Source organism: Microbacterium schleiferi (assembly GCF_015565955.1).
Lineage (GTDB): Bacteria > Actinomycetota > Actinomycetes > Actinomycetales > Microbacteriaceae > Microbacterium > Microbacterium schleiferi_A.
Window position 1 is genome coordinate 2,838,369 of the sequence record NZ_CP064760.1, and the last position, 19,293, is coordinate 2,857,661.

Here is a 19,293-nt window from a genome sequence, read left to right on the forward strand (position 1 = left end):
ACGTGCTCATATCAGACGCCGTCTCAGGTAGTTCGAGAACACTTCGATGAGGATGACGACGACGAGGATCTCGAGCACGATCACCGAGACGTCGTCGTACGCGTAGAAGGCGCGCCTCTCGTCGAGAAGCCGGCCGATACCGCCAGCCCCGACGATGCCGAGGATCGCCGAGATGCGGACGTTGAGTTCGAGGGTGTACAGCCACTGGTTGGCAAACAGCGGCCAGGTCTGTGGGAGCGCGGTGACGCGGTTGATCTGGTTCTGTGTTCCCCCCGCGGCGCGCCCCGCCTCCATGTAGTGGTGGTCGGCAGAGTCGATCGCCTCCGAGACGAGCTTGACCACGATCCCGATGTCGAAAAGGAACAGGGTGATCACGCCCGGCAGGACGCCCACCCCGATCATCGCGACGAGCACCGTGGCATAGACGAGATCGGGGACCGCGCGGACGACGTTGATCACAGCCCGGACGAGGCGGCGCGAGATCGCATTCGGATTCGTCGGCGCGGCCGCCCAGAGCGTGAGCGGCACCGAGATCAGCGCCGCGAAGAAGGCTCCAACCAGCGCCATCTGGAGCGTTTCGAGCATGGGCTCGATCGTGCGCGGCAGGAACGAGAAGTCCGGCTGCAAGAACTGGACGAGAATGCTGGAGCCGTTTGACCAATTGCGGATGATGGCCCCGAAGTCCAGGTCGATCCCACCGATCGCAGGGACGCACGTGAGGACGGTGAACCCGGCGACAGCGAGCACGATCAGAGCGACGCGACCTCTCGTTCGCGGACGCGGCGGCAACGTGTAGTGCGCGACCGTCTCGCTCATCGATCGAGCCGATCCACCGGCTGGATCGGGCGCCCATAGATCTGCTCGAAGTCGGCATCCGTGGCGTCGGCGGCGAGGCCGTCGTAGACGAGCTCACCGGCGCGCAGGCCGATCATTCGCGTGGTGTACTGACGCGCCAGATCCATCAGATGGATGTTGACCAACACCGTGAGGCCGTCCTCGACGTTGACACGGCGAAGGTCGTCCATGACGGCATGGGCCGTGGGGGGATCAAGACTTGCGACCGGTTCGTCAGCGAGCATGATGCTCGGCTGCTGCGTGAGGGCGCGAGCAATCGCCACCCGCTGCTTCTGACCGCCGGAGAGTTGGCCGGCCCGGGTCCACACCTTCTCGAGCATCCCGACGGAATCGAGCGAGCGCAGCGCGAGCTCCCGATCAGCGGACGTCGTGAGGCCCAGAAGCGTGCGGTAGGTCGGTGTGTGCGAAAAGCGACCGACAAGCACGTTGCGGTAGACACTCGCGCGATCCGCGAGATTGAACCCCTGGAAGATCATGCCGATGTGCCCCCGCAGGCGCCGCAGCTGCCGTCCACGCAATCCCGTGACGACAGTGGGGCCGACGGTGATGGTTCCGCTCGTGGCCGGGACGAGGCCGTTGATCGCGCGGATGAGCGTGGACTTGCCCGAGCCTGACAGCCCGACGATCGACACCATCTCACCCGCGGCAACGTCGAGGCTCACGCCACTGAGGGCGCGCGTCCCGTTGGGATAGACCACCGAGACATCGTCGAGGCTAATCCCCCAGGCCGAGGGGGCGGGGACGAGCACGGGCGCGGAGGCCGAGGGGTGGCCCCGGCCTCCGCGCGCTGCGGATCAGTGTGCATGCACCGACTCCTTGGTGAACCTCGCGGGCTCGGTCAGTTCTGGAACTGGGCGAGGATCTCGCCGTAGCGGGTGATCTGCTCGGGCGCGGTCTGGTCGGTCCAGTCCGAAAGTCCGACCAGGTCGAACATGACGTCCTTCGCCTCCTCGGACGAGTCAGCGTAGCCGTCCATGAGTTCGGTGAGCTGAGCCACGAGATCTGCCGGGAGCGTGTTCGAGACGGCGACACCACCGTTGGGGATCATGTCGGTGTAGGCGAAGGCCACGACCTTGTCGGCGATGTCCGGGGCCTCCTCGGCGACGGTCGTGCGCGCATCCCAGTAGGCGAAGCCGACCTCAGCATCACCGTTGTACACGGCGAGGACGGCGTTGTTGTTGCCCTCGACCGGGATCTGCGTGATCCCCGTGTCGGTGTCGATACCGGCCTCGCGCATAGCGACGACAGGGTACTGGTAGCCGGCGGGGGAGGTCGCAGCCTGCAGCGCCACCTTCGTACCGTCGTCGATCTTCGTGAGCGCATCCAGTGCCGCAGGTCCCTGACCGGTGGCGGTCTCGCCGGCCTCCTCGATGCCGTTGCAGTACGACAGCTCGATGCCGCTCGCAGCATACGTCGACATCTCCGGCGCCTCGGCGCAGTACTTGTCAGGGTTGTTCGTGTACGCGACGGAGGCGTACGAGGTTGCGCCGAAGCGCACGTCACGCAGAATGAGCTGGGCGTCGTACCGCTCCATGGCGTTGTAGAGCGAGCCGGCGTCGGTGATGATCACCTGCGCCTGGTCCGAGCCCAGCGCTTCCACGGTCGCGGCATAGTCGGTGGCCACGACCCCGTTGACCTCGATGCCAAGGTTGTCGGAGAGGTAGGCCGTGAGCGGGTCGAGCGCCTCGGCGAGGTCTTCACCCTCGACGGAGGGAACGAGCGAGATCGTGATCGACTCGGGCCAGGCGGTATCAGCCGAGCCCGACGCCGCGGGGTCGGAGTCCGCAGAACAGCCGGCAAGGGCGAGGGCGGCAATGGCCGCGATGCCCGTGAACATCAGGGACTTGCGCATGTCAGGAGTGCCTTTCGAGTGGGGTGGTGCGGGAGGGACTGGATGCCGCGGTCGCGGCCCAGGCTTCGATATCGGAGTACAGGTCGGAGAGAGTCGCGCCGCGCATGGTCACGGGCGCGCTCGAGCGTGCGGAGGTTGCGCCGACGAGTGCCGTGTCGGCGCCGAGTTCCATCGCGGGCACGAGGTCGAGGTCGACGATGTCGCCCACGGAGAGGACGGGTCCCCCTCGAGCGCGCGCGCAAGGATCGGTCGCAGGCCCTCGGGCTTGCCGACAGCGAAGTGCAGCCCGTCGAAGGTGTCAGCAACGTCCCAGGCGGTCAGCAGCGGCAGGATGCTGTCGCTCGGCGCGTTCGTGGCGAGCAGGATCTGCGCGTGCCGTCCGACCCGGGCCAGGAACGGTGCGAGACCAGCGGGGGCGACAACTGGCGCGTCCGCCGAGCCGAGCACAGCACGCGATGCCGAATAGGACTCATCGAGGACACTCGCGTCGATGCCTGCTTCCACAGCCAGCGAGCCGACCGCATCGTAGCCGTCACGGTAGGCAGCCTCGCCCGCTTCGAATGCCGCGAGCGCGGCCACGGCCCTGTCGAAAAAGGCTGGGTCATCCGCGCGCCGCGCGGCCGCCCGCGCATACGCGAGGATAGGGCCGGCCCCGAGGGCGAGGGTCCCGTCGAAATCGAACACGATTGTCGGTGTCACTGCTCTGCTTTCCCGTCCGCCTCATCCGGGGACGTTGCGTCCATGCTGACAGTTGGTTGTGGACGCAACGGCCACATCAGGTAAACAACACGTGAAATCCGGAGCCCACTGAGCTGAGGCACCCGTCTACGCTGGAGGCGTGCCGGACGCGTTGGATGCTGCATCCGCCCGTGCCGCTCGCGATCCACACGCAGCGCTGGAGAGCGTGGCGTGGCTCGGAGAAGCCATCGATGCTGACGCAGCCGCGGGACGATTCGCATCATGGGGCGCCTCCTCGGTGATCGATGAGCTCGTTCACCGGCCCGTCGTGAGCATCGCTCTGTTTCGCGCGCTCAACGAGCGGGCGAAGTTGGCTGCGCGCTGGCCGGTCGGAAACGCCGGCCTGATGCACGTGTACGGCTACCTCCTCTCCCCCGTCATGACGCCCTTCGGACGCAAGCGTGACCGCTGGATGACCGGTGACCTGGCGCGCCTCTGCGGCCTGCCGCCGGACGACTTCGTCCCGTGGGCGAGCAACCGCACCCTTCTCGAGCGGGTCACGGCAGCCGCGACGACGGTGCTCGAGCACCACCTCTGTCGCACGGAAGAGCTCGGCGACGTCGTGTCGCAGATCGCACTGACCGCCCGGCAGGGTCCTGCCGCGCTGGCCTACGCGCTGGAGACCGCCTCGACGGGCAGGCGCATCGTCACGCTGTTTCCCGTCGCGGATGCAGCGGCATTCCTCGCGGATCTGGACGGTGGCGAACCCCGCCTTCGCTGGAACGCCGCCCCTCCGAGCGCCGATCTCAGCGCGAGCTGAGGCTCTCGCGCACCGAGCGGCGCAGCACCTTCCCGATCTGCGAGCGCGGGAGGTCCGGCACCTCGACGATGCGCTTGGGGACCTTGTAGGCCGCGAGGTGGGGACGCACGAAGTCGCGGAGCCCCGTTGCATCGAAGTGTGCGCCCTCGCGCAGCACGACGGCAGCCACGACATCCTCACCCCCCGACGAGCGCGGGATACCGACGACGGCTGCCGCCTCGACATCCGGGTGCAGCACGAGCACCTGCTCGACCTCGGTCGGGCTCACGTTGAAGCCGCCCGTGATGATGAGCTCTTTGACCCGGTCGATGACGGTGACGAAGCCGTCTTCCGCGACCGTCACGATGTCGCCCGTGCGTAGCCAGCCCCCGGAAGCAGGACCGCGGCGGTCTCGTCGGGACGATCCCAATAGCCCTGGAACACCTGCGGTCCACGGATGAGGAGCTCACCCGCTTCCCCGATGGCGCGATCGACGGTCGGGTTGTCGGGGTCGACGACCCGGATGTCGGTGCTCGGGAAGGGCACCCCGACCGTGCCGGGTCGTCGGGTGGGCCCGATCGGATTGCCCAGCGCAACAGGCGAGGATTCGGTCATGCCGTATCCCTCGACGAGGAGACCGTCGCTGGCATCCTCCCACCGCGTGACGGTCGGAATCGGCAGGCTCATGGCTCCCGAGATGGCAAACCGGATGCTGCGCAGATCGATGCGCCGGTGGGCTGCAGCTCGAGCGAGGGCGTCGTAGACCGGCGGAACGGCGGGAAGGAACGTCGGGGGTGAGTGCTTGGCGGCGGTGACGACCGCATCCACGTCAAACCGGGGGAACAGCACGATGCGCGCCCCGATCGAAACGGCAAACGTGAGACACAGCGTGAGGCCGTATGCGTGGAAGAGCGGAAGCACCGCGTAGAAGGTCTCGGCGCCTTCCTTCAGACCCGGAACCCAGGCGCGTCCCTGCGCGGCGTTCGAACGCAGATTGCGGTGGGAGAGGATCGCCGCCTTGGGCGTGCCGGTCGTGCCACTGGTCAGCTGCAGGAGCGCCGTGTCGTCGAGCCGTGGGGTGGGTGTTTTCTTCGGCAGGCGGCGGGCGCCGACGAGAGTCTTCCACGCCACGAGCTTCTTCGCCTTCGGGGTGGCTGTCATTGCGGTGCGGGTCTCGCGGGCTGCGGGCACGGGGAGCTTCAGCGCGAGCCGCTTGCCGAGAGGCAGCGCGTCCGGCATCCGCACCGAGACGATCGTGCGCGGGCGCACATCGGCAGGCATCTCGGCGATCGTGTCGGCAACCTTGTCCCAGACGATCGCCGCCACGGCGCCGTGCACCTCGAACTGATGGCGCAGCTCCCGCGCTGTGTACAGCGGATTGTGCTCGACCACGATGGCGCCCAGGCGCAGGATCGCGTAGAAGGCCACGACGTGCTGCGGGCAGTTCGGCAGCACGAGGGCCACCCGGTCACCGGCGACGACGCCCTGCTTGCGGAGCCCGTTCGCGACGCGCTCGACCTGCTCGCCGAGCTCGGCGTAGGTGGTCGTTCTGCCGAAGAACTCCAGCGCCACATCCGTGCGGTAGCGAGCGACGGATGCCGAGAGCAGGTCGACGAGTGTCTGCTCGACCGGATCGATCTCGGCGGGCACACCCTCGGCGTAGGCGGAGAGCCAGGGGCGGTGCGCCAGCGGCGAGGACTGTTCGGACGGGGTCGGGATGCTCATCGTCTCGTTCCTGATTGGCGGCGCGCGCCAGTCTACGGAGGGGCGTACGCCTCTCCGGGCATACGTCAGGCCGGATCGTGCCAGTGCGACGGCGATTCGCGAGCCCGGATGTCCTCTGGCACGATGGCGCGATGTCCGCCGACTCCACCAATCAGCAGTCCTCCGACCTCGACCTTCGAATCGGGCACGATGAGCTCGTCATCCGCAATCGATACGAGACGCTGAGCATCACCAATGACTTCCTCATCGGCGTGATGTTCGTCGTGGGCAGCGTCCTGTTCCTCTGGCCGTCCACGACGACAGTAGGGACGTGCTTCTTCATCGTCGGCAGCGCGCAGTTACTCATCCGTCCGAGCATCCGCCTGGCTCGTCGCATTCATCTCCAGCGCTTCGACTCCGCGGACCGGACCGACCACGGCGGAGACTACTGAGGCGAGCCGAGCGACAGACCCACCACCGCGCGCTCTCGCCCGGATGCAAAATTCATCACAAAAAGATAACGGCGAGGTCTTCCCTTCCGTTACCTCACCGTTATAGAGTGCTTGCACGGTAGTTGTTTTGCTGTGGCAGCTACCGACATGTGATTGCAGGACACTCTTGGTGCAAGGGACAAGGGCCGGTCGGAAGCCTCTCCGACCGGCCCTTACTTGTGCCCTCGCGACTTAGTACCAGCCGACGGACTGGGAGTGTCCCCACGCGTTGCACGGCGATCCGTAGCGGCCCGCAATGTATCCGAGTCCCCAGCGCACCTGCGTGACGGCGTTGGATGCCCAGTCACCGCCGGCGGAGGCCATCTTGCTTCCCGGCAGCGCCTGCGGGATTCCTGCCGCGCCGCTGGAGGAGTTGTAGGCGGCGTAGTTCCAGCCGGACTCCTTGTTCCACAGAGACACGAGGCACGAGAACTCCCCGTCGCCCCAGCCATACTGTGACGCCATGATGTCGCGGGCCGCGGCCTGCGCGGCCCCGGGCGAGTTGTCGCCGGTGGAGGCCACCGGACCCGAGACCGCGGGTGCCGCCGCTGCGGCGGCGCGCCGTGCCTCTTCGGCAGCGACGCGGGCAGCTTCTTCGGCGGCTGCCTTGGCGGCCGCCTCTTCCGCGGCGCGACGAGCTTCCTCGGCGGCGACAGCCGCTGCAAGCCGCTCGCGCAGCGCGTCGACGTCAGCCTGAGCGGCAGTGACGGCATCCGTGACCGCCGTGGTCAGCGAGGGAAGCAGCACGATCGGCAGCAGGTCCAGGCCATCGAGGTCGGCAGTTGCCGTGTCCACGGCCGAGACCGACACCTCCGTCGGAGCCTCGACGGGGAGTCCGGATGCCGCGACCTCGGCGTTCAGCGCATCAGCATCAGCGACGAGCGCTGCCGCAGCTGCGAGCGCCTCCTCGGCATCCGAGGTCAGGGACTCGACAGTGGCCGCCTGGGTCTGGATCGACGCCGGAAGCGGAGGCGCTTCGCTGCGAGCCGTCGGAGCGGCGGCGGGGGTCTGCGCGAACGCGGCAGTCGACGAGGCGCCCAACAGCAGAGTCAGACCCATGGCTGTTGCGGCGAGGGCCCGAGTACGGGGGCGGGAGGCAGGGTTCGTTGAGGATGAGCGTAGACGCACGAATTCAGTGGCTTCCTGATCGGAGAATCGAGCGGGCAGCACCAGTGGGCCCGGAAGAGAAGTGCCTCGGGACGGCACACAAGTGTCCGAGTCTGGGCTCTGTTCCTGAACGAAACCTCCACGAACGCTGACCGGACCGTGCGCCAGCTATGAATCACAAAAAGATAACGGCGAGGTCTTCCCTTCCGTTACCTCACCGTTATAGAGTGCTTGCACGGTAGTTGTTTTGCTGTGGCAGCTACCGACATGTGATTGCAGGACACTCTTGGTGCAAGGGACAAGGGCCGGTCGGAAGCCTCTCCGACCGGCCCTTACTTGTGCCTGAACGACGCCTCGATGTCACCGTCGATCGCGACGGACGAGCCGCGCGGTAGCGCCGAGCAGGGCAAGCAAAACGGATGCCGCAACGACGAGGCTGAACGCGGCTGCGGCGCCCCCGACCGACGCACCAGCGCCGCCGACCGCGGTGCCGATGCCGACGCCCACGACAACACCGCTGCCGGTGAGCGTCATGAGAACACCCGCCCGGCCGCGTTCGGCGATGGATCCTGCGACGCCATAGAGCGTGAGCAGTGCGGGCCCCTGAAAGGCGCCCGCGAAGACCGCGAAGACCAGAAGGATGAGGACGGTCGGGGCAAGAGCCATCCCGACGGCGCCGAGCGCCATGCCGACGGCTGCACCGATCCATCGCATCCACGGTCCGATGGAGGGCGGGAGCGCGACCATCGCCATGGTCGTGACCGCTGACCCGACAGCCATGACCGCATAGAACAGCGCACCCGCATCCGGCACACCCTCCGCGCGCGCGAACGCCGTGAGCCCCGCCTGGCTCGCGCCGAAGAACACTCCCATCGCGAGCATGCCCGCCAGAACGAGAGCCGCCATTGCCGAGCGACCACGTCCGCTATCGGCGGCTCCGACGACGTCGGCATCCGACTTCTCATCCCGGCGCGATACCAGTGCTGCGCTGCGGTGGAGGGCGAACTGCGTCACGAACACGGCGATCAGCGCGGCGGCCGCCAGGAGCGAGATCTGCGGGGAGAACACGACAGCAACGATGCCGACCAGCGCCGGACCGATGATGTAGACGACCTCGTCGACGACACCCTCAAAAGCAAAGGCCGCCGAGACGTCTTCGCGCGACATCGCCAGCCACCGGACTCGCGAGAGAGGCCCGACCTGCGGCAGGGAGAGGCCCGTGACACCGGCGAGCACGACAGCGACCCCGTCGGGCACGTGCCCGATAGCAAGAACGAACGCCACGGCGAATGCGACATTTGTCACGACGCCGATCATGAGCACGCGGCGCTGACCCCATCGATCAGAGAGCGCACCGCCGACGGGCGCCCCGATCGCCTCGCCGAGCGCCGTCGCGGCGGCCGCGATTCCGCCGACGGCGATGGAGCCCGTGGCCGAGGTAGCGAGGGTCAGGATGGCGAGCGGCACCATCGAGACCGGGAGGCGCCCCAACGATGTCGCAATGAGGTAACCCCAGCCCGCGAGAGAGGGCAGAGCACGGTAGGCGGCGAGGGCGGAACGCCCCGACGACGGATCAGTCACTGACGGAGTCACTTTCCGACGCATCCCCCGACCCGGATGGCGTCGCCCGCCCGCTGATGAACTGTTGTGGCACGGACTCTATCAGCGGGCGATGACGCTCAGTGAGCCGCACCAACGGTGACGGGCCGGTCGGAAGCCTCTCCGACCGGCCCGTCTGGTGTTCCGAGAAATTCAGTCCTCGACGACGCGCACCGTGACCTCGATGTTGCCTCGGGTGGCGTTCGAATACGGGCACACCTGGTGGGCGGCGTCTGCGAGCGCCTGCGCCTGCTCGGCCGGCACATCGGGGATGACGACCTCGAGCTCGACAGCAAGGCCGAATCCGCCCTGCCCGTTTGAGCCGATACCGACCCGCGCACCCACACTCGTGTCGTGCAGCTGGACCTTTTCGCGGCGCGCGACGCTCAGCAGGGCGCTGTGGAAGCAGGCCGCGTAGCCGGCAGCGAACAACAGCTCCGGGTTCAGTGCGTCCCCAGATCCGCCCATCTCTTTCGGCACCCGCACGTCAGCATCCAGCAGGCCGTCGATCGTCGCGACATGACCGTTGCGACCGTCTCCGGTTGCGAGGGCCTCGGCGGTGTAGACGATATCCATGAGGGGTCTCCTTCTGTTGGGGTCTGTTGCGGGTGATCGGCGCGCACGGGCCGCGCGACGCGTCAGTCGTGTGCCGGGGTGCTGGCCTGAAGGCCTGCGGTGTAGTCGCGAAGCTCAGCGATCAGCGCCGCAGCTCCGGCAGGCGGGATCGCCATGCATCGCGCGATCTCACCCGGAATGTGGGCGAGCTCGGCCTGGAGATCGCGGCCGCTGTCGGTGAGGTGGATCGTCACGACACGGGCATCCGCCACCGACCGGGAGCGAGAAAGGTAGCCGAGGGACTCGAGGCGTCCGAGCAGCGGTGACAGGGTGCCCGAGTCGAGCATGAGGTCGTCGCCGAGTTCACTGACGGTCCGCGGCTGGCTCTCCCACAGCTCGATCAGCACCAGGTACTGCGGGTAGGTCAGCCCCCACGGCTTGAGAACACGTCGATAGGCCTGCGTCGTCGCCCGGCTCGCTGCGTAGAGCGAGAAGCACAGCATCCTGTCGAGCGCGCGTTCTGAGCTCTTCTCGCCGGTCATCACTTCAGAAGCATTGCACACAATTAAATTGTGCACAACCGAATACGGATGCGGCGGGTTAGACCCCGCCACCGCCTCCTCCGCCGCCGCCACCGCCGGCGCTGCCGCCCCCGCTGGAACCACCCGACGTGGACGCGGTCGTGGTCGTTGAGAGCGTGGAGATCCCCGAGGAGAACGCGGCTGCGTTGAACCCCGCCGTCCCGACGTACCACCCGGGGACGCCGGTCTGGTCGTAGAGCACGGCGAGGTGTTCAGCCCATTCCTCCTCCTGGCCGAAGACAACGGCGTACGGCAGCAGCGTCTCGTAGATGCGCAGCATCTGGCGCGGGTTGGCAGGATCCACGCGTGTGCCGCTGTCGTCCACAGCGATCCGCTCGGCGCCCTGCGGTGACTGCAGCATCCGGATCCGGTCGGCCTCGGCCCACTCGATGAACTCCTGCAGGCCCTTGAGGTGATCGCGGGTCTCCGCACCCGCTGCGGTCAGCGGCTTGCGAGAAACCAGACCCGCGACCACGAAGATCATGACGAACGCAGGGATCATCAGGAGGACCGCAATGGCCGCGTCGACGAACGCGACCAGCGCCAGGACCCCGAACGCGATCGTCAGGATGCCGAAGATCATCGACGCGAACGTTGGCCAGAACCGCGCGCCGCCGGGGACCGCGCGCCGAAGTCCTCGGCTGTCAAGTTCCCGCTCAGCTGCCTTGATGATGCGGCGGGCAGCTGTCGACAGCCGCGTATCGTTCGACCCGAACTCGTATTCCTCCCGCGCGCCATCTGCGGGAACAGGCCCTGCAGCAGCAACAGGCCGTCCCCGTCCGCGCGCGAAGGATCAAGAAGCACAGCCTTGAGCTTCAGGCCACCGAAGAGCTTGCGGCCGGCTTCCTCGATCCGGATGCTGCCGACGACGGCCTGCTCGAGCACCTCGGCCGGGATCGCCTTGGTCGTCTTCCCCAGCAGCACGGCGCTCTCGAGCGCGTCGATGTGCGGCGGCGGGGTGTATTCGGCGATGATCGTGGGCCGGCCCGGCTCGTCGCGCAGCATCCTGACCCGGAAGACGATCGCCCAGACGAGGGAACCGATCACACCGAGAAACGCGAGCAGCTGGAGCCAGCCGAAGGGGGAGGCAAAGTACGAGCTGTCGAAGGTCGTGAAGGTGCCGGCGCGGAACGCGACGGCAATCGTGACCGTTTCATACGGCTGCAGATCGGTGGCAGATGCCCGCACCGTCACACCACCGTCGGCATCCGTCGTCGAGGCGATCGGGCACTGGTCGGCGGCGCCGCCCTCGCCGACGTAGCAGGCCTCCGCCCCCGTGAGCGCGGGGGCGAGCTCTGCCGGCACGTGCAGGGTCACCGAGACCGATCCGAAGGGTTGGGTCCAGTCGACGCCGTTGACGTCCCAGTACAGTTCGTCCACCCCGGTGTCGTCGAAGAAGCGCGTGACGTTCTCGAGGGTGTAGGTGAAGACGTACGTCTGTGCGCCGTGGACGTAATCGTCCGCGCGTGAGGTCATGGCGTAGACGCCGTCCTCGCTCTCGACCTCCGCGGGCCGCGGGTTTCCGGCCGCGTCGGTGATCGACACGAGCTGCGGATGCAGCGGTGCGCCCAGGTACGTGTCGGGCAGGATGCGTCGCATCCCCCGGTTCTGGTCGTACTCCGGGAAGACCGCGACGAATGTCTCGACGACGGTCATCGTGCTGGTTCCGTCATCTGCGCGGCCGAGCGTGTAGTCGGCATCCATGCTCTCGAAGACGAAGTCGTTGACGTCGGTCGATACCGCGGCCGCCGTGTCGCCGAACGAGAAGCTCACCGAGCAGGCGGCGAGCGCGAGAAGGGCTACAGTGACGGCCGCGACAGTGCCCACGGTCCGCCGCACCAGAATCCGGGCTGCCATGAGATCAGCCTAGGGGCGCCGGTGTGGTCGTACTCTGGTGTGCATGACGGACCGGCGACTGGCGATCGATGCCTGGGAGAGCCTGTTCCGCGCGCAGCACGAGGTCCTCAACGAGATCAGCGGCGACTTCGTCGTCGGCGAGCTCACGCAAGCCGAGTACGACGTTCTACTCACCGTCACCCGCGCGCCGGGAATGTCTGCTCGCCTGCGCGATGTCACCGCCAACATGCTGATCAGCCAGCCGAGCGTTTCTCGCCTCGTCGATCGCATGGTCGCCTCGGGACTGTTGACGAAGTGCTCAGACCCCGACGACGGTCGGGGCGCGATCGTTTCCGCGACGGACCAGGGCGCGAGCCTCTTCCGCAAGGTCGCGGCAACCCACGGCCGCTCGATCGCGGAGCGGATGTCGACGCTCAGCGACAGCGAGCTCGAACAGCTTCGCACCCTCACCGCGAAGCTTCGCGGGCCACGCGCGTCAGACTGCTGACGCGCGCATCCGGACTGCGCCGCAATCCGATTCCGTTTCGTCTGCCGGGCTAGACGTGCCGATCGCAGGATGAATCCGGGCTTGTCGGCTCTCTCGTGGGTCCCGGGGCTACCTCATCCTGCAATCGGCCCGGGCAGTCGCATTCTGGGAGCGTTCTACCAACGGTTGTGGACGTGTTCAGCCCACCCTTCGATGCCCTCGAACGCAATCCGCTCGTCTGTCAAGGTCACGAAAGTACCCCACCAGACGCCGAAGCACTGGTCTGTGTGCGCCGAGATGACCCCGAGGTCCGTGCGGGACACGCGATCGTAGAAGGGCGCAAACTGCGCCTCCAGGCCGCCGCCGTGCACTGACCAGGGGAGCAGGAAGTTCGACTGGTCGTACTCCCAGACCAGATCGTCATGGATCTTGTGCATCCGTCCATCGACGAAGAAGGCGTTCTCGGTCGCTCCGGTTCCGTCGGTCCAGCGGCCGCCGACCTGGATGCCGATCACCGCGCCGCCACTCGTTCCGGACCCCGCGCCCCAGTTCCACGTGATGTCGTAGGGCCACCTGCCGCGGCCGTGGTCGAGAACAGCCCATGACGCACCGTCGGGAAGCTCATACGCTTCGCCGTCGACGACGATCGTGCCCCGAGCGGGTCGCGCGACATCCTTGACCGTGTATTGAAAGCGTCGCTCGCTCCAGGGCACCACGACGGCCAACCGTTCATGGCGAGCGGGCATGTCTGCGACGACGTCGATCGTGACGCGCGGGATCGTCACGCGCATCCGTTCACCGTCGCCCTCGTCGACGATGTCGATCTCGAGGTTCTTGGCGCGCGCTGACACCGGACCGCCGCCGAGCGAGGGCGGGAGGACAACACCCCGGGCGGGCAGGAGCGTCACTGATTCGTGAACGGGTTCCTCGGTGCGGCGGTCGAACACCCAGACCTCGTGCACGGCTGCATAGTCCAACGACGACACCGTGATGCCCACGATGTAGCGAGGGGTCATCACGTTCCAGTATTCCCAGCGCTTGTTGCGCCCCCACGACCCGCGACCTCCGATGCCTGCCGTATCCACGAGCGGCTGGCGCGCCCATCCGATCGCGGCGGGATTGAGCCGGCCGCCCGGGAGCGTCAAGGACACGGGAGCGGTGAGCTCGTCACCGTCGCCTTGTTGGGGGAATCTGGTCTGCATCGACACGGCACCTCGGCGTGATGGGGAGCACTGCGAGCCGGCAGCCGCCGGCACAGCACCCTCAGCCTAGATCCAGGACGCGCCCGCGCATGCCGTACCGATTGCAGGCTGAACCAGCCCGGGACGCAGCTGCCGGGGCCCAGAGTGGCGTTGATCCTGCGATCGGCCCAGCAGCGGGGCGGTGACGGGTGCGGGAGCCGGTCGGTGGCGAACAGAACGGCCCCCGACTCGGAAAGAGTCGGGGCCGTTGCACGAAGGAAGGTCAGGCGCTGGCGCCGGCCTCCTGGACCTCGGTGGATGCCTCGTCGACGCGGATCGTCGAGGCTGAGTCGGTCGCGATCTCGATCTTGCGGGGCTGAGCCTTTGGGCTCACCGGAATCGTCACCGTCAGCACGCCGTTCGCGTAGCTCGCAGCAATGCCGTCGGTGTCGATGCCCTGTCCGAGGCTCAACTGGCGCAGGAAGCTGCCGGCCTCGCGCTCACGGGTGATCCACTTGACGCCGTCCTGCGACCGCAGGGTGCGCTCGGCGCGGATGGTCAGCAACTGGCCGTCGACATCCACGTCGACCGAGCCCGGGTCGATGCCAGGCAGGTCAGCGGAGACCACGTAGTGGTTGCCGTCCCGGTAGAGGTCCATCGGCATCTGGCGCGGTCCACGCCGGTTGCCGTCGAAGAGTGCGTTCGCGAATCGCTCCATGTCGCGGAGCGGGTCATAGGTTGCCATCTCGTCTCCTTTGCGAGCGGGGTCGGATGCCGCATCCGACCGAGTTCTGAAAGTTGAGTCACTCTGACTCAACTAGGTTCAGATTAGCACTCTCCCCCATCGAGTGCCAGCTCAGTGGGCGCGCGAAAGCCTCGCTGTCAGCGAACAGCGATCGAGTTCCGGTGCCCTCAGCGGAACGCCGAGATTCCGGTCAGAGCCTGCCCGAGGACGAGCGTGTGCATCTCGACGGTTCCCTCGTAGGTGAGCACCGACTCCAGGTTCGCGGCGTGCCGGATGACGGGGTACTCCAGCGAGATGCCGTTGGCGCCGAGCACGGTGCGCGCGGTGCGGCAGATCTCCAGAGCCTCGCGCACGTTGTTGAGCTTTCCGAGGCTCACCTGATCGGGCGTGAGGATGCCGGCATCCTTCCGTCGCCCCAGGTGCACCGCGAGCAGAAGTCCCTTTTCATACTCCAGCATGCTGTCGACGAGCTTCTGCTGCGTGAGCTGGAAGCCGCCGATCGGACGCCCGAACTGTGTGCGCTCGCGGGCGTAGGCAAGCGCCGCCGTCAGCGCCGACCGCGCCGCGCCGAGCGCTCCCCACACGATCCCGTAGCGCGCCTCGTTCAGGCAGCTGAGCGGACCCTTGAGACCGACGACCTCGGGGAGGACAGCGTCCGCCGGTAGGCGCACACCATCGAGGACGAGCTCAGAGGTGACGGACGCGCGCAGGGACAGCTTGTGATGGATCTGTGGCGCCGAGAATCCGGGGGTATCCGTCGGTACGACGAAGCCTCGGATGCCGTCATCAGTCTGGGCCCACACGATCGCCACGTCCGCGACCGATCCGTTCGTGATCCACATCTTGCGACCCTCGAGGATCCAGTCGGTGCCGTCGCGGCGCGCGCGGGTGCGCATGCTCGCGGGGTCTGATCCGGCATCCGGTTCGGTCAGCCCGAAGCATCCGATGAGCTCTCCCGCCGCCATCCCCGGGAGCCAGCGAGTCTTCTGCTCCTCGCTCCCCCACCGCCAGATCGCGAACATCGCCAGCGACCCCTGCACCGAGACGAGCGAGCGGATGCCGGAGTCGGCGGCTTCGAGTTCGAGACACGCGAGACCGTACTCGGTCGCCGACATGCCGGCACACCCGTATCCCTCCAGGTGCATACCCAACACGCCGAGCTGTCCGAGATCCTTCGCGAGGCCGCGGAGATCATCGATCTCACCGCGCTCGAACCAGTCGGCGACGTAGGGCGTCACCCGCCGTTCCACGAGGTCGCGCACGGCGTCGCGGGTCGCGCGCTCGTCATCGGTCAGCAGCGCATCGACATCGGCGATATCAATGAGGGCGTCAAGGGATGCCATGGGTCTCTCCTTCAGGGTCGCCGGCGGCGATGTCGGCGTCGAGCCAGCGGCGGATCTCCTCGCCGTGCTCATCGAGGTGTGGTGGACGCCGGTACTCGGTGATCGGGGTCCGCGACAACCGCAGAGGCGATCTCGTCTGCGCCGTGCCACCGTCGACCTCCACCACCGGCGAAAGCCCGAGACGCTCGGCGAGCGCAAAGCCGTCAGCCACGGTGCCGATCGTCCCGGCCGGCACTCCGGCATCCATGAGGCGATCGGCCCACGCGGATGCAGAGTCCGCCTGAAGACGCCGCTCCAGCTCGTCGATGAGCGCATCGCGGTGCGCGACCCGCTGTCCGTTCGTTGCGAACCGGGGATCCGCACTGAGCCCTGGCGCCCCGAGCACCGCGCACAGCCGCGCGAACTGCGCGTCGTTTCCCACGGCGAGCGCGAGCGCACCCTCCCCGGTCTTCACCGTCTCGTACGGCGCGATCGACGGATGCCGATTGCCCAGCGACCGCGGAGTACTGCCGGTCGCGTGCAGAGCAGACGCCTGATTGACCAGTGCCGCCTGCAGGCTCGTGAGAAGCGCGATCTCGACCCGCTGACCCCTGCCACTGCGGCCGCGCTCGTAGAGAGCGGCGAGCACGGCGGTTGCGAGGTCTTTGGCGGCGAGGACATCGACGATCGCGACGCCGACCTTGGCGGGCTCACCCACCGGACCAGTGATGTCCATGAGGCCGCCTTGAGCCTGGATGAGAAAGTCGTAGCCCGGCAGGCGCGCTCCTGGGCCCCCGCCGAAGCCGGTGACGGAGGCGTAGATCAGCCCGGGGTTCGCGGGCTGCAGACTCTCATAGTCCAGCCCGAAGCGGGTGAGGGTGCCGGGGAGGAAGTTCTCGATCAGGACGTCCGCGCGCGCCGCGAGCTGTTGCGCCCGACGAAGGTCGGCAGGGTCGTCGAGATCGAAAGCGACCGATCGCTTCCCGCGATTGGCCGACTCGAAATACGAGGTCGAGTTCTCGGTCCAGGGCGGTCCCCACCGGCGAGTGTCGTCGCCCAAACCCGCTCGCTCGACCTTGATGACATCGGCGCCGAGATCGGCAAGTGTCGACGCCGCCAGGGGGCCGGCGAGCACACGACTGAAGTCGGCGACGATCACGCCGTCCAGAGGCATCGGGTCATGCATCCGGCTCTCGCTCTCCGCACTGAGGATGCCTCAACCCTAGCGAGCGGGACGCAGGCTCTGAGGTACCGGATTGCACCGGGGATCTGGCGAGGCCGGCAGTAGCCTGGACCCGTGGATGACACGCAGGCAGCGTCTGAACCTTCGGCGGGATGCGGCTCGCACTGCACCTGCGGAGCACCCGGGAGGTCACAGTTTCTCTCGCTGGGCCAGACGCAGCTGCCTACGCCGCACGCCGCCCCTGCTGCGGGCCGTCACCGGATCGCCCAGGCGGCCATTCCCGCCGGCACCTTCACGATGGGCGACTCGTCGAGCGACGCCAATCGGGGCGACGGCGAGACCCCGCAACACGAGGTGTCGATCAGCGCGTTCGAGATCGATACGACGAGCGTCACCAACGATGACTTCGCCCGCTTCGTCGACGAGACCGGCTACCTCACCGAAGCCGAGACCTTCGGATTCTCGGCTGTCTTCCATCTGGCGCTCGAGGCGCCCGAAAGCGACATCATGGGACAGCCCGACGCAACACCGTGGTGGTTCGGGGTCCGCGGCGCCGACTGGCGGCATCCGGGAGGCAGGAACTCGACGATCGACGCGCTGGGTGATCACCCCGTGGTCCACGTCTCCTGGAACGACGCGATGGCCTACTGCGCGTGGGCGGGGCGGCGACTGCCGACCGAGGCCGAGTGGGAGTACGCGGCCCGCGGCGGACTCGACAGCAAGAAATATCCGTGGGGAGACGACGAACCGGATGCCGACGGCGCCTGGCGCATCAACATCTGGCAGGGCGAGTTTCCAGGCATCAACACCCTCGAGGACGGCTTTCTCACCACCGCACCCGTGCGCACCTTCGAACCGAACGGCTACGGGCTCTGGCAGCCCGTCGGCAACGTGTGGGAGTGGTGCGCGGACTGGTTCGATCCCGGGTACTACGCCCGCTCGACGGATGCCGACCCTCAGGGCCCCGATCGCGGTAGCTCCCGCATCCTGCGCGGGGGAGCTACCTCTGCCATATCTCGTACTGCAATCGCTACCGCAACGCGGCGCGGTCGCAGAACACTCCGGACTCCTCAATGGGCAATGCGGGCTTCCGTACCGTCGGACTCTGACCGGGCGTCGAGGGAAGCCGTCCCTCTCCTCCGCATGTGACTTAGGTTATCCTTGCCTTACCAAGCCGATCGGGCGTGCCGAGCGGACGCTCGCGACAGCCAAGGAGGATGCCGATGGCCAGTGACGCCACTCCGACGGAGGCCGACCTGTGAGCGAGGTGTCGACCTCGAACCGCGAGCGCCGCAAGCCACCATCCCGTCGGGCTCCGAGGCACAGGCAGCTGATCGCCGCGGAGGTCCGTCGTGTCACGCGCATCAGCCCGACGATGATCGGCGTCACGATCGGCAGTCCGGACTTCGAGGCCTACGACTACATCGGCTGGGACCAGATGTTCCGGTTCTTCTTCCGTCGGCCCGGTCAGGACTCGCTGCGCCTCCCGACCTGGTCGAATGACGGCTGGATGGCTCAGTGGTTCATGATGTCCGCTCAGACCAGACCCCATGTGCGCCTCTACACCGCCCGCGCCTTCCGTCCCGACCTGCACGAACTCGACATCGAATTCGTCGCGCACGGGGACTCCTCCCCCGCATCCGGGTGGGCATCCCGTGTGAAACCGGGTGAACCGGTCGGCATCCTCGACGAAGGGATCACCTACCAGCCGCCGTCCTCGGAGGGGTGGCAGCTACTCGTCGGCGATGAGAGCGCGCTGCCCGCTATTCTCGCCATCATCGATCGGGCCCCGGCTGATCTGCGCGCGCGGGTGTTCCTCGAGGTGCCGCACGCGGAGGATGTCCGCGAGGTTCCCCGCCCCGAGGGTGTCAGCATTCACTGGCTGCCGCGAGAAGACAACGAGGCGATCCCCGGGCAGCTCGCGCTGCGGACGATCACCACCGCGAGCCTCCCCGCCACGAACCCCTCGTATTCTTACGTGGCCGGCGAGAGCGGCCTCGCCACGGGGGCTCGACGCTTTCTGGTCAACGAGCTCGGCGTACCGAAAGCAGACGTCACTTTCCAGGGGTACTGGCGACACGGGAAAGCCAGCCCCGGGTAGAAGACACCGGAACACGAAACACGAAAGTCCCCGAGCCTGATGGCCCGGGGACTTTCGTTACTGTCTCAACACAGTGTGCGCCTGGAGGGACTCGAACCCCCAACCTTCTGATCCGTAGTCAGATGCTCTATCCATTGAGCTACAGGCGCATGGTCAGCGCGTTTCCGCGAGCAAACCAGCGTCCAGATTACCCCACGAACACCCGAGACAGCGAATC

18 protein-coding genes, 1 tRNA gene and 2 pseudogenes are annotated in these 19,293 nt (G+C 67.3%); 5 read left to right on the forward strand and 16 right to left on the reverse strand.

The window, feature by feature from the left end; all coding sequences use genetic code 11:
• Positions 1-6: 6 nt before the first annotated feature.
• The 4 genes from phnE to IT882_RS13845 form a co-directional block, all read right to left on the reverse strand.
• Entirely contained in the window at positions 7-816 is an 810-nt protein-coding gene (gene phnE / locus IT882_RS13830; RefSeq protein WP_195692325.1) for a phosphonate ABC transporter, permease protein PhnE, read from the reverse strand.
• A complete protein-coding gene (gene phnC / locus IT882_RS13835) occupies positions 813-1,604 on the reverse strand; it encodes a phosphonate ABC transporter ATP-binding protein (RefSeq protein ID WP_195692326.1) in 792 nt (263 codons plus the stop codon). The genes phnE and phnC overlap by 4 nt, the downstream gene beginning before the upstream one ends.
• Before the next feature lie 89 nt (positions 1,605-1,693).
• Positions 1,694-2,707, reverse strand: a complete 1,014-nt coding sequence (gene phnD / locus IT882_RS13840; RefSeq protein ID WP_195692327.1) for a phosphate/phosphite/phosphonate ABC transporter substrate-binding protein — start codon at positions 2,705-2,707, stop codon at positions 1,694-1,696.
• 108 nt (positions 2,708-2,815) lie between these two features.
• Positions 2,816-3,406 (reverse strand): hypothetical protein, encoded by a 591-nt coding sequence (locus tag IT882_RS13845; protein WP_229382143.1) that lies wholly within the window; start codon positions 3,404-3,406, stop codon positions 2,816-2,818.
• Positions 3,407-3,545: 139 nt separating this feature from the next.
• Here IT882_RS13845 and IT882_RS13850 point away from each other — a divergent pair, with 139 nt between their 5' ends.
• Positions 3,546-4,205, forward strand: a complete 660-nt coding sequence (locus IT882_RS13850; RefSeq protein WP_229382144.1) for an amino acid deaminase — start codon at positions 3,546-3,548, stop codon at positions 4,203-4,205.
• Here IT882_RS13850 and IT882_RS13855 read toward each other — a convergent pair.
• A pseudogene (locus IT882_RS13855) lies at positions 4,192-5,909 on the reverse strand (long-chain-fatty-acid--CoA ligase). The gene IT882_RS13850 and the pseudogene IT882_RS13855 sit on opposite strands and share 14 nt — an antisense overlap.
• Before the next feature lie 131 nt (positions 5,910-6,040).
• Here IT882_RS13855 and IT882_RS13860 point away from each other — a divergent pair.
• Positions 6,041-6,340 carry a YrhK family protein gene (locus IT882_RS13860; protein ID WP_195692328.1) on the forward strand — a complete coding sequence of 100 codons (300 nt, stop codon included), beginning with the start codon at positions 6,041-6,043 and terminating at the stop codon, positions 6,338-6,340.
• A gap of 231 nt (positions 6,341-6,571) precedes the next feature.
• Here the strand turns inward: IT882_RS13860 and IT882_RS13865 are convergent, their stop codons facing one another.
• From IT882_RS13865 to IT882_RS17185, 6 genes are all read right to left on the reverse strand, one after another.
• On the reverse strand, positions 6,572-7,438 hold the full coding sequence (locus IT882_RS13865) for a phospholipase (RefSeq protein ID WP_195692329.1): 867 nt from the start codon (positions 7,436-7,438) through the stop codon (positions 6,572-6,574).
• Between the two features lie 408 nt (positions 7,439-7,846).
• Positions 7,847-9,067: an MFS transporter gene (locus IT882_RS13870; RefSeq protein ID WP_195692330.1), complete on the reverse strand. Its 1,221-nt coding sequence runs from the start codon at positions 9,065-9,067 to the stop codon at positions 7,847-7,849.
• A gap of 171 nt (positions 9,068-9,238) precedes the next feature.
• Positions 9,239-9,661, reverse strand: a complete 423-nt coding sequence (locus IT882_RS13875) for an organic hydroperoxide resistance protein (protein ID WP_195692331.1) — start codon at positions 9,659-9,661, stop codon at positions 9,239-9,241.
• Positions 9,662-9,723: 62 nt separating this feature from the next.
• Entirely contained in the window at positions 9,724-10,182 is a 459-nt protein-coding gene (locus IT882_RS16735) for a MarR family transcriptional regulator (RefSeq protein WP_324253946.1), read from the reverse strand.
• Between the two features lie 58 nt (positions 10,183-10,240).
• A complete protein-coding gene (locus IT882_RS17180) occupies positions 10,241-10,804 on the reverse strand; it encodes a hypothetical protein (RefSeq protein WP_418887755.1) in 564 nt (187 codons plus the stop codon).
• Positions 10,801-12,078 carry a DUF2207 domain-containing protein gene (locus IT882_RS17185; protein ID WP_324253893.1) on the reverse strand — a complete coding sequence of 426 codons (1,278 nt, stop codon included), beginning with the start codon at positions 12,076-12,078 and terminating at the stop codon, positions 10,801-10,803. The genes IT882_RS17180 and IT882_RS17185 overlap by 4 nt, the downstream gene beginning before the upstream one ends.
• A gap of 43 nt (positions 12,079-12,121) precedes the next feature.
• Here IT882_RS17185 and IT882_RS13890 point away from each other — a divergent pair, with 43 nt between their 5' ends.
• Positions 12,122-12,565, forward strand: a complete 444-nt coding sequence (locus IT882_RS13890; protein ID WP_195692332.1) for a MarR family winged helix-turn-helix transcriptional regulator — start codon at positions 12,122-12,124, stop codon at positions 12,563-12,565.
• Between the two features lie 155 nt (positions 12,566-12,720).
• On the opposite strand, the gene IT882_RS13895 is transcribed toward IT882_RS13890, so the two are convergent.
• The 4 genes from IT882_RS13895 to IT882_RS13910 form a co-directional block, all read right to left on the reverse strand.
• Positions 12,721-13,746, reverse strand: coding sequence for a DUF2804 domain-containing protein (locus IT882_RS13895; RefSeq protein ID WP_195692333.1), 1,026 nt, complete (start codon positions 13,744-13,746; stop codon positions 12,721-12,723).
• 262 nt (positions 13,747-14,008) lie between these two features.
• Positions 14,009-14,470, reverse strand: a complete 462-nt coding sequence (locus IT882_RS13900) for an Hsp20/alpha crystallin family protein (RefSeq protein ID WP_195692334.1) — start codon at positions 14,468-14,470, stop codon at positions 14,009-14,011.
• A gap of 167 nt (positions 14,471-14,637) precedes the next feature.
• On the reverse strand, positions 14,638-15,813 hold the full coding sequence (locus IT882_RS13905; protein WP_195692335.1) for an acyl-CoA dehydrogenase family protein: 1,176 nt from the start codon (positions 15,811-15,813) through the stop codon (positions 14,638-14,640).
• Entirely contained in the window at positions 15,800-16,978 is a 1,179-nt protein-coding gene (locus IT882_RS13910; protein ID WP_195692336.1) for a CaiB/BaiF CoA transferase family protein, read from the reverse strand. Before IT882_RS13910 ends, IT882_RS13905 begins: the two co-directional genes overlap by 14 nt.
• A gap of 294 nt (positions 16,979-17,272) precedes the next feature.
• Between IT882_RS13910 and IT882_RS13915 the strand changes: the two are divergent.
• Together IT882_RS13915 and IT882_RS13920 are read left to right on the forward strand one after the other, a co-directional pair.
• Positions 17,273-18,084 (forward strand): annotated as a pseudogene (locus tag IT882_RS13915) (formylglycine-generating enzyme family protein).
• A gap of 149 nt (positions 18,085-18,233) precedes the next feature.
• Entirely contained in the window at positions 18,234-19,076 is an 843-nt protein-coding gene (locus IT882_RS13920; protein ID WP_229382145.1) for a siderophore-interacting protein, read from the forward strand.
• A gap of 76 nt (positions 19,077-19,152) precedes the next feature.
• Here IT882_RS13920 and IT882_RS13925 read toward each other — a convergent pair.
• Positions 19,153-19,225: transfer RNA gene (locus IT882_RS13925), tRNA-Arg, on the reverse strand.
• Positions 19,226-19,293 lie beyond the last annotated feature (68 nt).

What these genes read in the sequence shown, in the direction of transcription:
- phnE (WP_195692325.1), bottom strand. Translation starts at nt 816, where the DNA reads ATGAGCGAGACGGTCGCGCACTACACGTTGCCGCCGCGTCCGCGAACG.
- phnD (WP_195692327.1), bottom strand. Translation starts at nt 2,707, where the DNA reads ATGCGCAAGTCCCTGATGTTCACGGGCATCGCGGCCATTGCCGCCCTC.
- IT882_RS13860 (WP_195692328.1), top strand. Translation starts at nt 6,041, where the DNA reads ATGTCCGCCGACTCCACCAATCAGCAGTCCTCCGACCTCGACCTTCGA.
- IT882_RS13865 (WP_195692329.1), bottom strand. Translation starts at nt 7,438, where the DNA reads ATGGGTCTGACTCTGCTGTTGGGCGCCTCGTCGACTGCCGCGTTCGCG.
- IT882_RS13875 (WP_195692331.1), bottom strand. Translation starts at nt 9,661, where the DNA reads ATGGATATCGTCTACACCGCCGAGGCCCTCGCAACCGGAGACGGTCGC.
- IT882_RS16735 (WP_324253946.1), bottom strand. Translation starts at nt 10,182, where the DNA reads ATGACCGGCGAGAAGAGCTCAGAACGCGCGCTCGACAGGATGCTGTGC.
- IT882_RS17180 (WP_418887755.1), bottom strand. Translation starts at nt 10,804, where the DNA reads ATGATCTTCGGCATCCTGACGATCGCGTTCGGGGTCCTGGCGCTGGTC.
- IT882_RS17185 (WP_324253893.1), bottom strand. Translation starts at nt 12,078, where the DNA reads ATGGCAGCCCGGATTCTGGTGCGGCGGACCGTGGGCACTGTCGCGGCC.
- IT882_RS13890 (WP_195692332.1), top strand. Translation starts at nt 12,122, where the DNA reads ATGACGGACCGGCGACTGGCGATCGATGCCTGGGAGAGCCTGTTCCGC.
- IT882_RS13895 (WP_195692333.1), bottom strand. Translation starts at nt 13,746, where the DNA reads ATGCAGACCAGATTCCCCCAACAAGGCGACGGTGACGAGCTCACCGCT.
- IT882_RS13900 (WP_195692334.1), bottom strand. Translation starts at nt 14,470, where the DNA reads ATGGCAACCTATGACCCGCTCCGCGACATGGAGCGATTCGCGAACGCA.
- IT882_RS13905 (WP_195692335.1), bottom strand. Translation starts at nt 15,813, where the DNA reads ATGGCATCCCTTGACGCCCTCATTGATATCGCCGATGTCGATGCGCTG.
- IT882_RS13910 (WP_195692336.1), bottom strand. Translation starts at nt 16,978, where the DNA reads ATGCATGACCCGATGCCTCTGGACGGCGTGATCGTCGCCGACTTCAGT.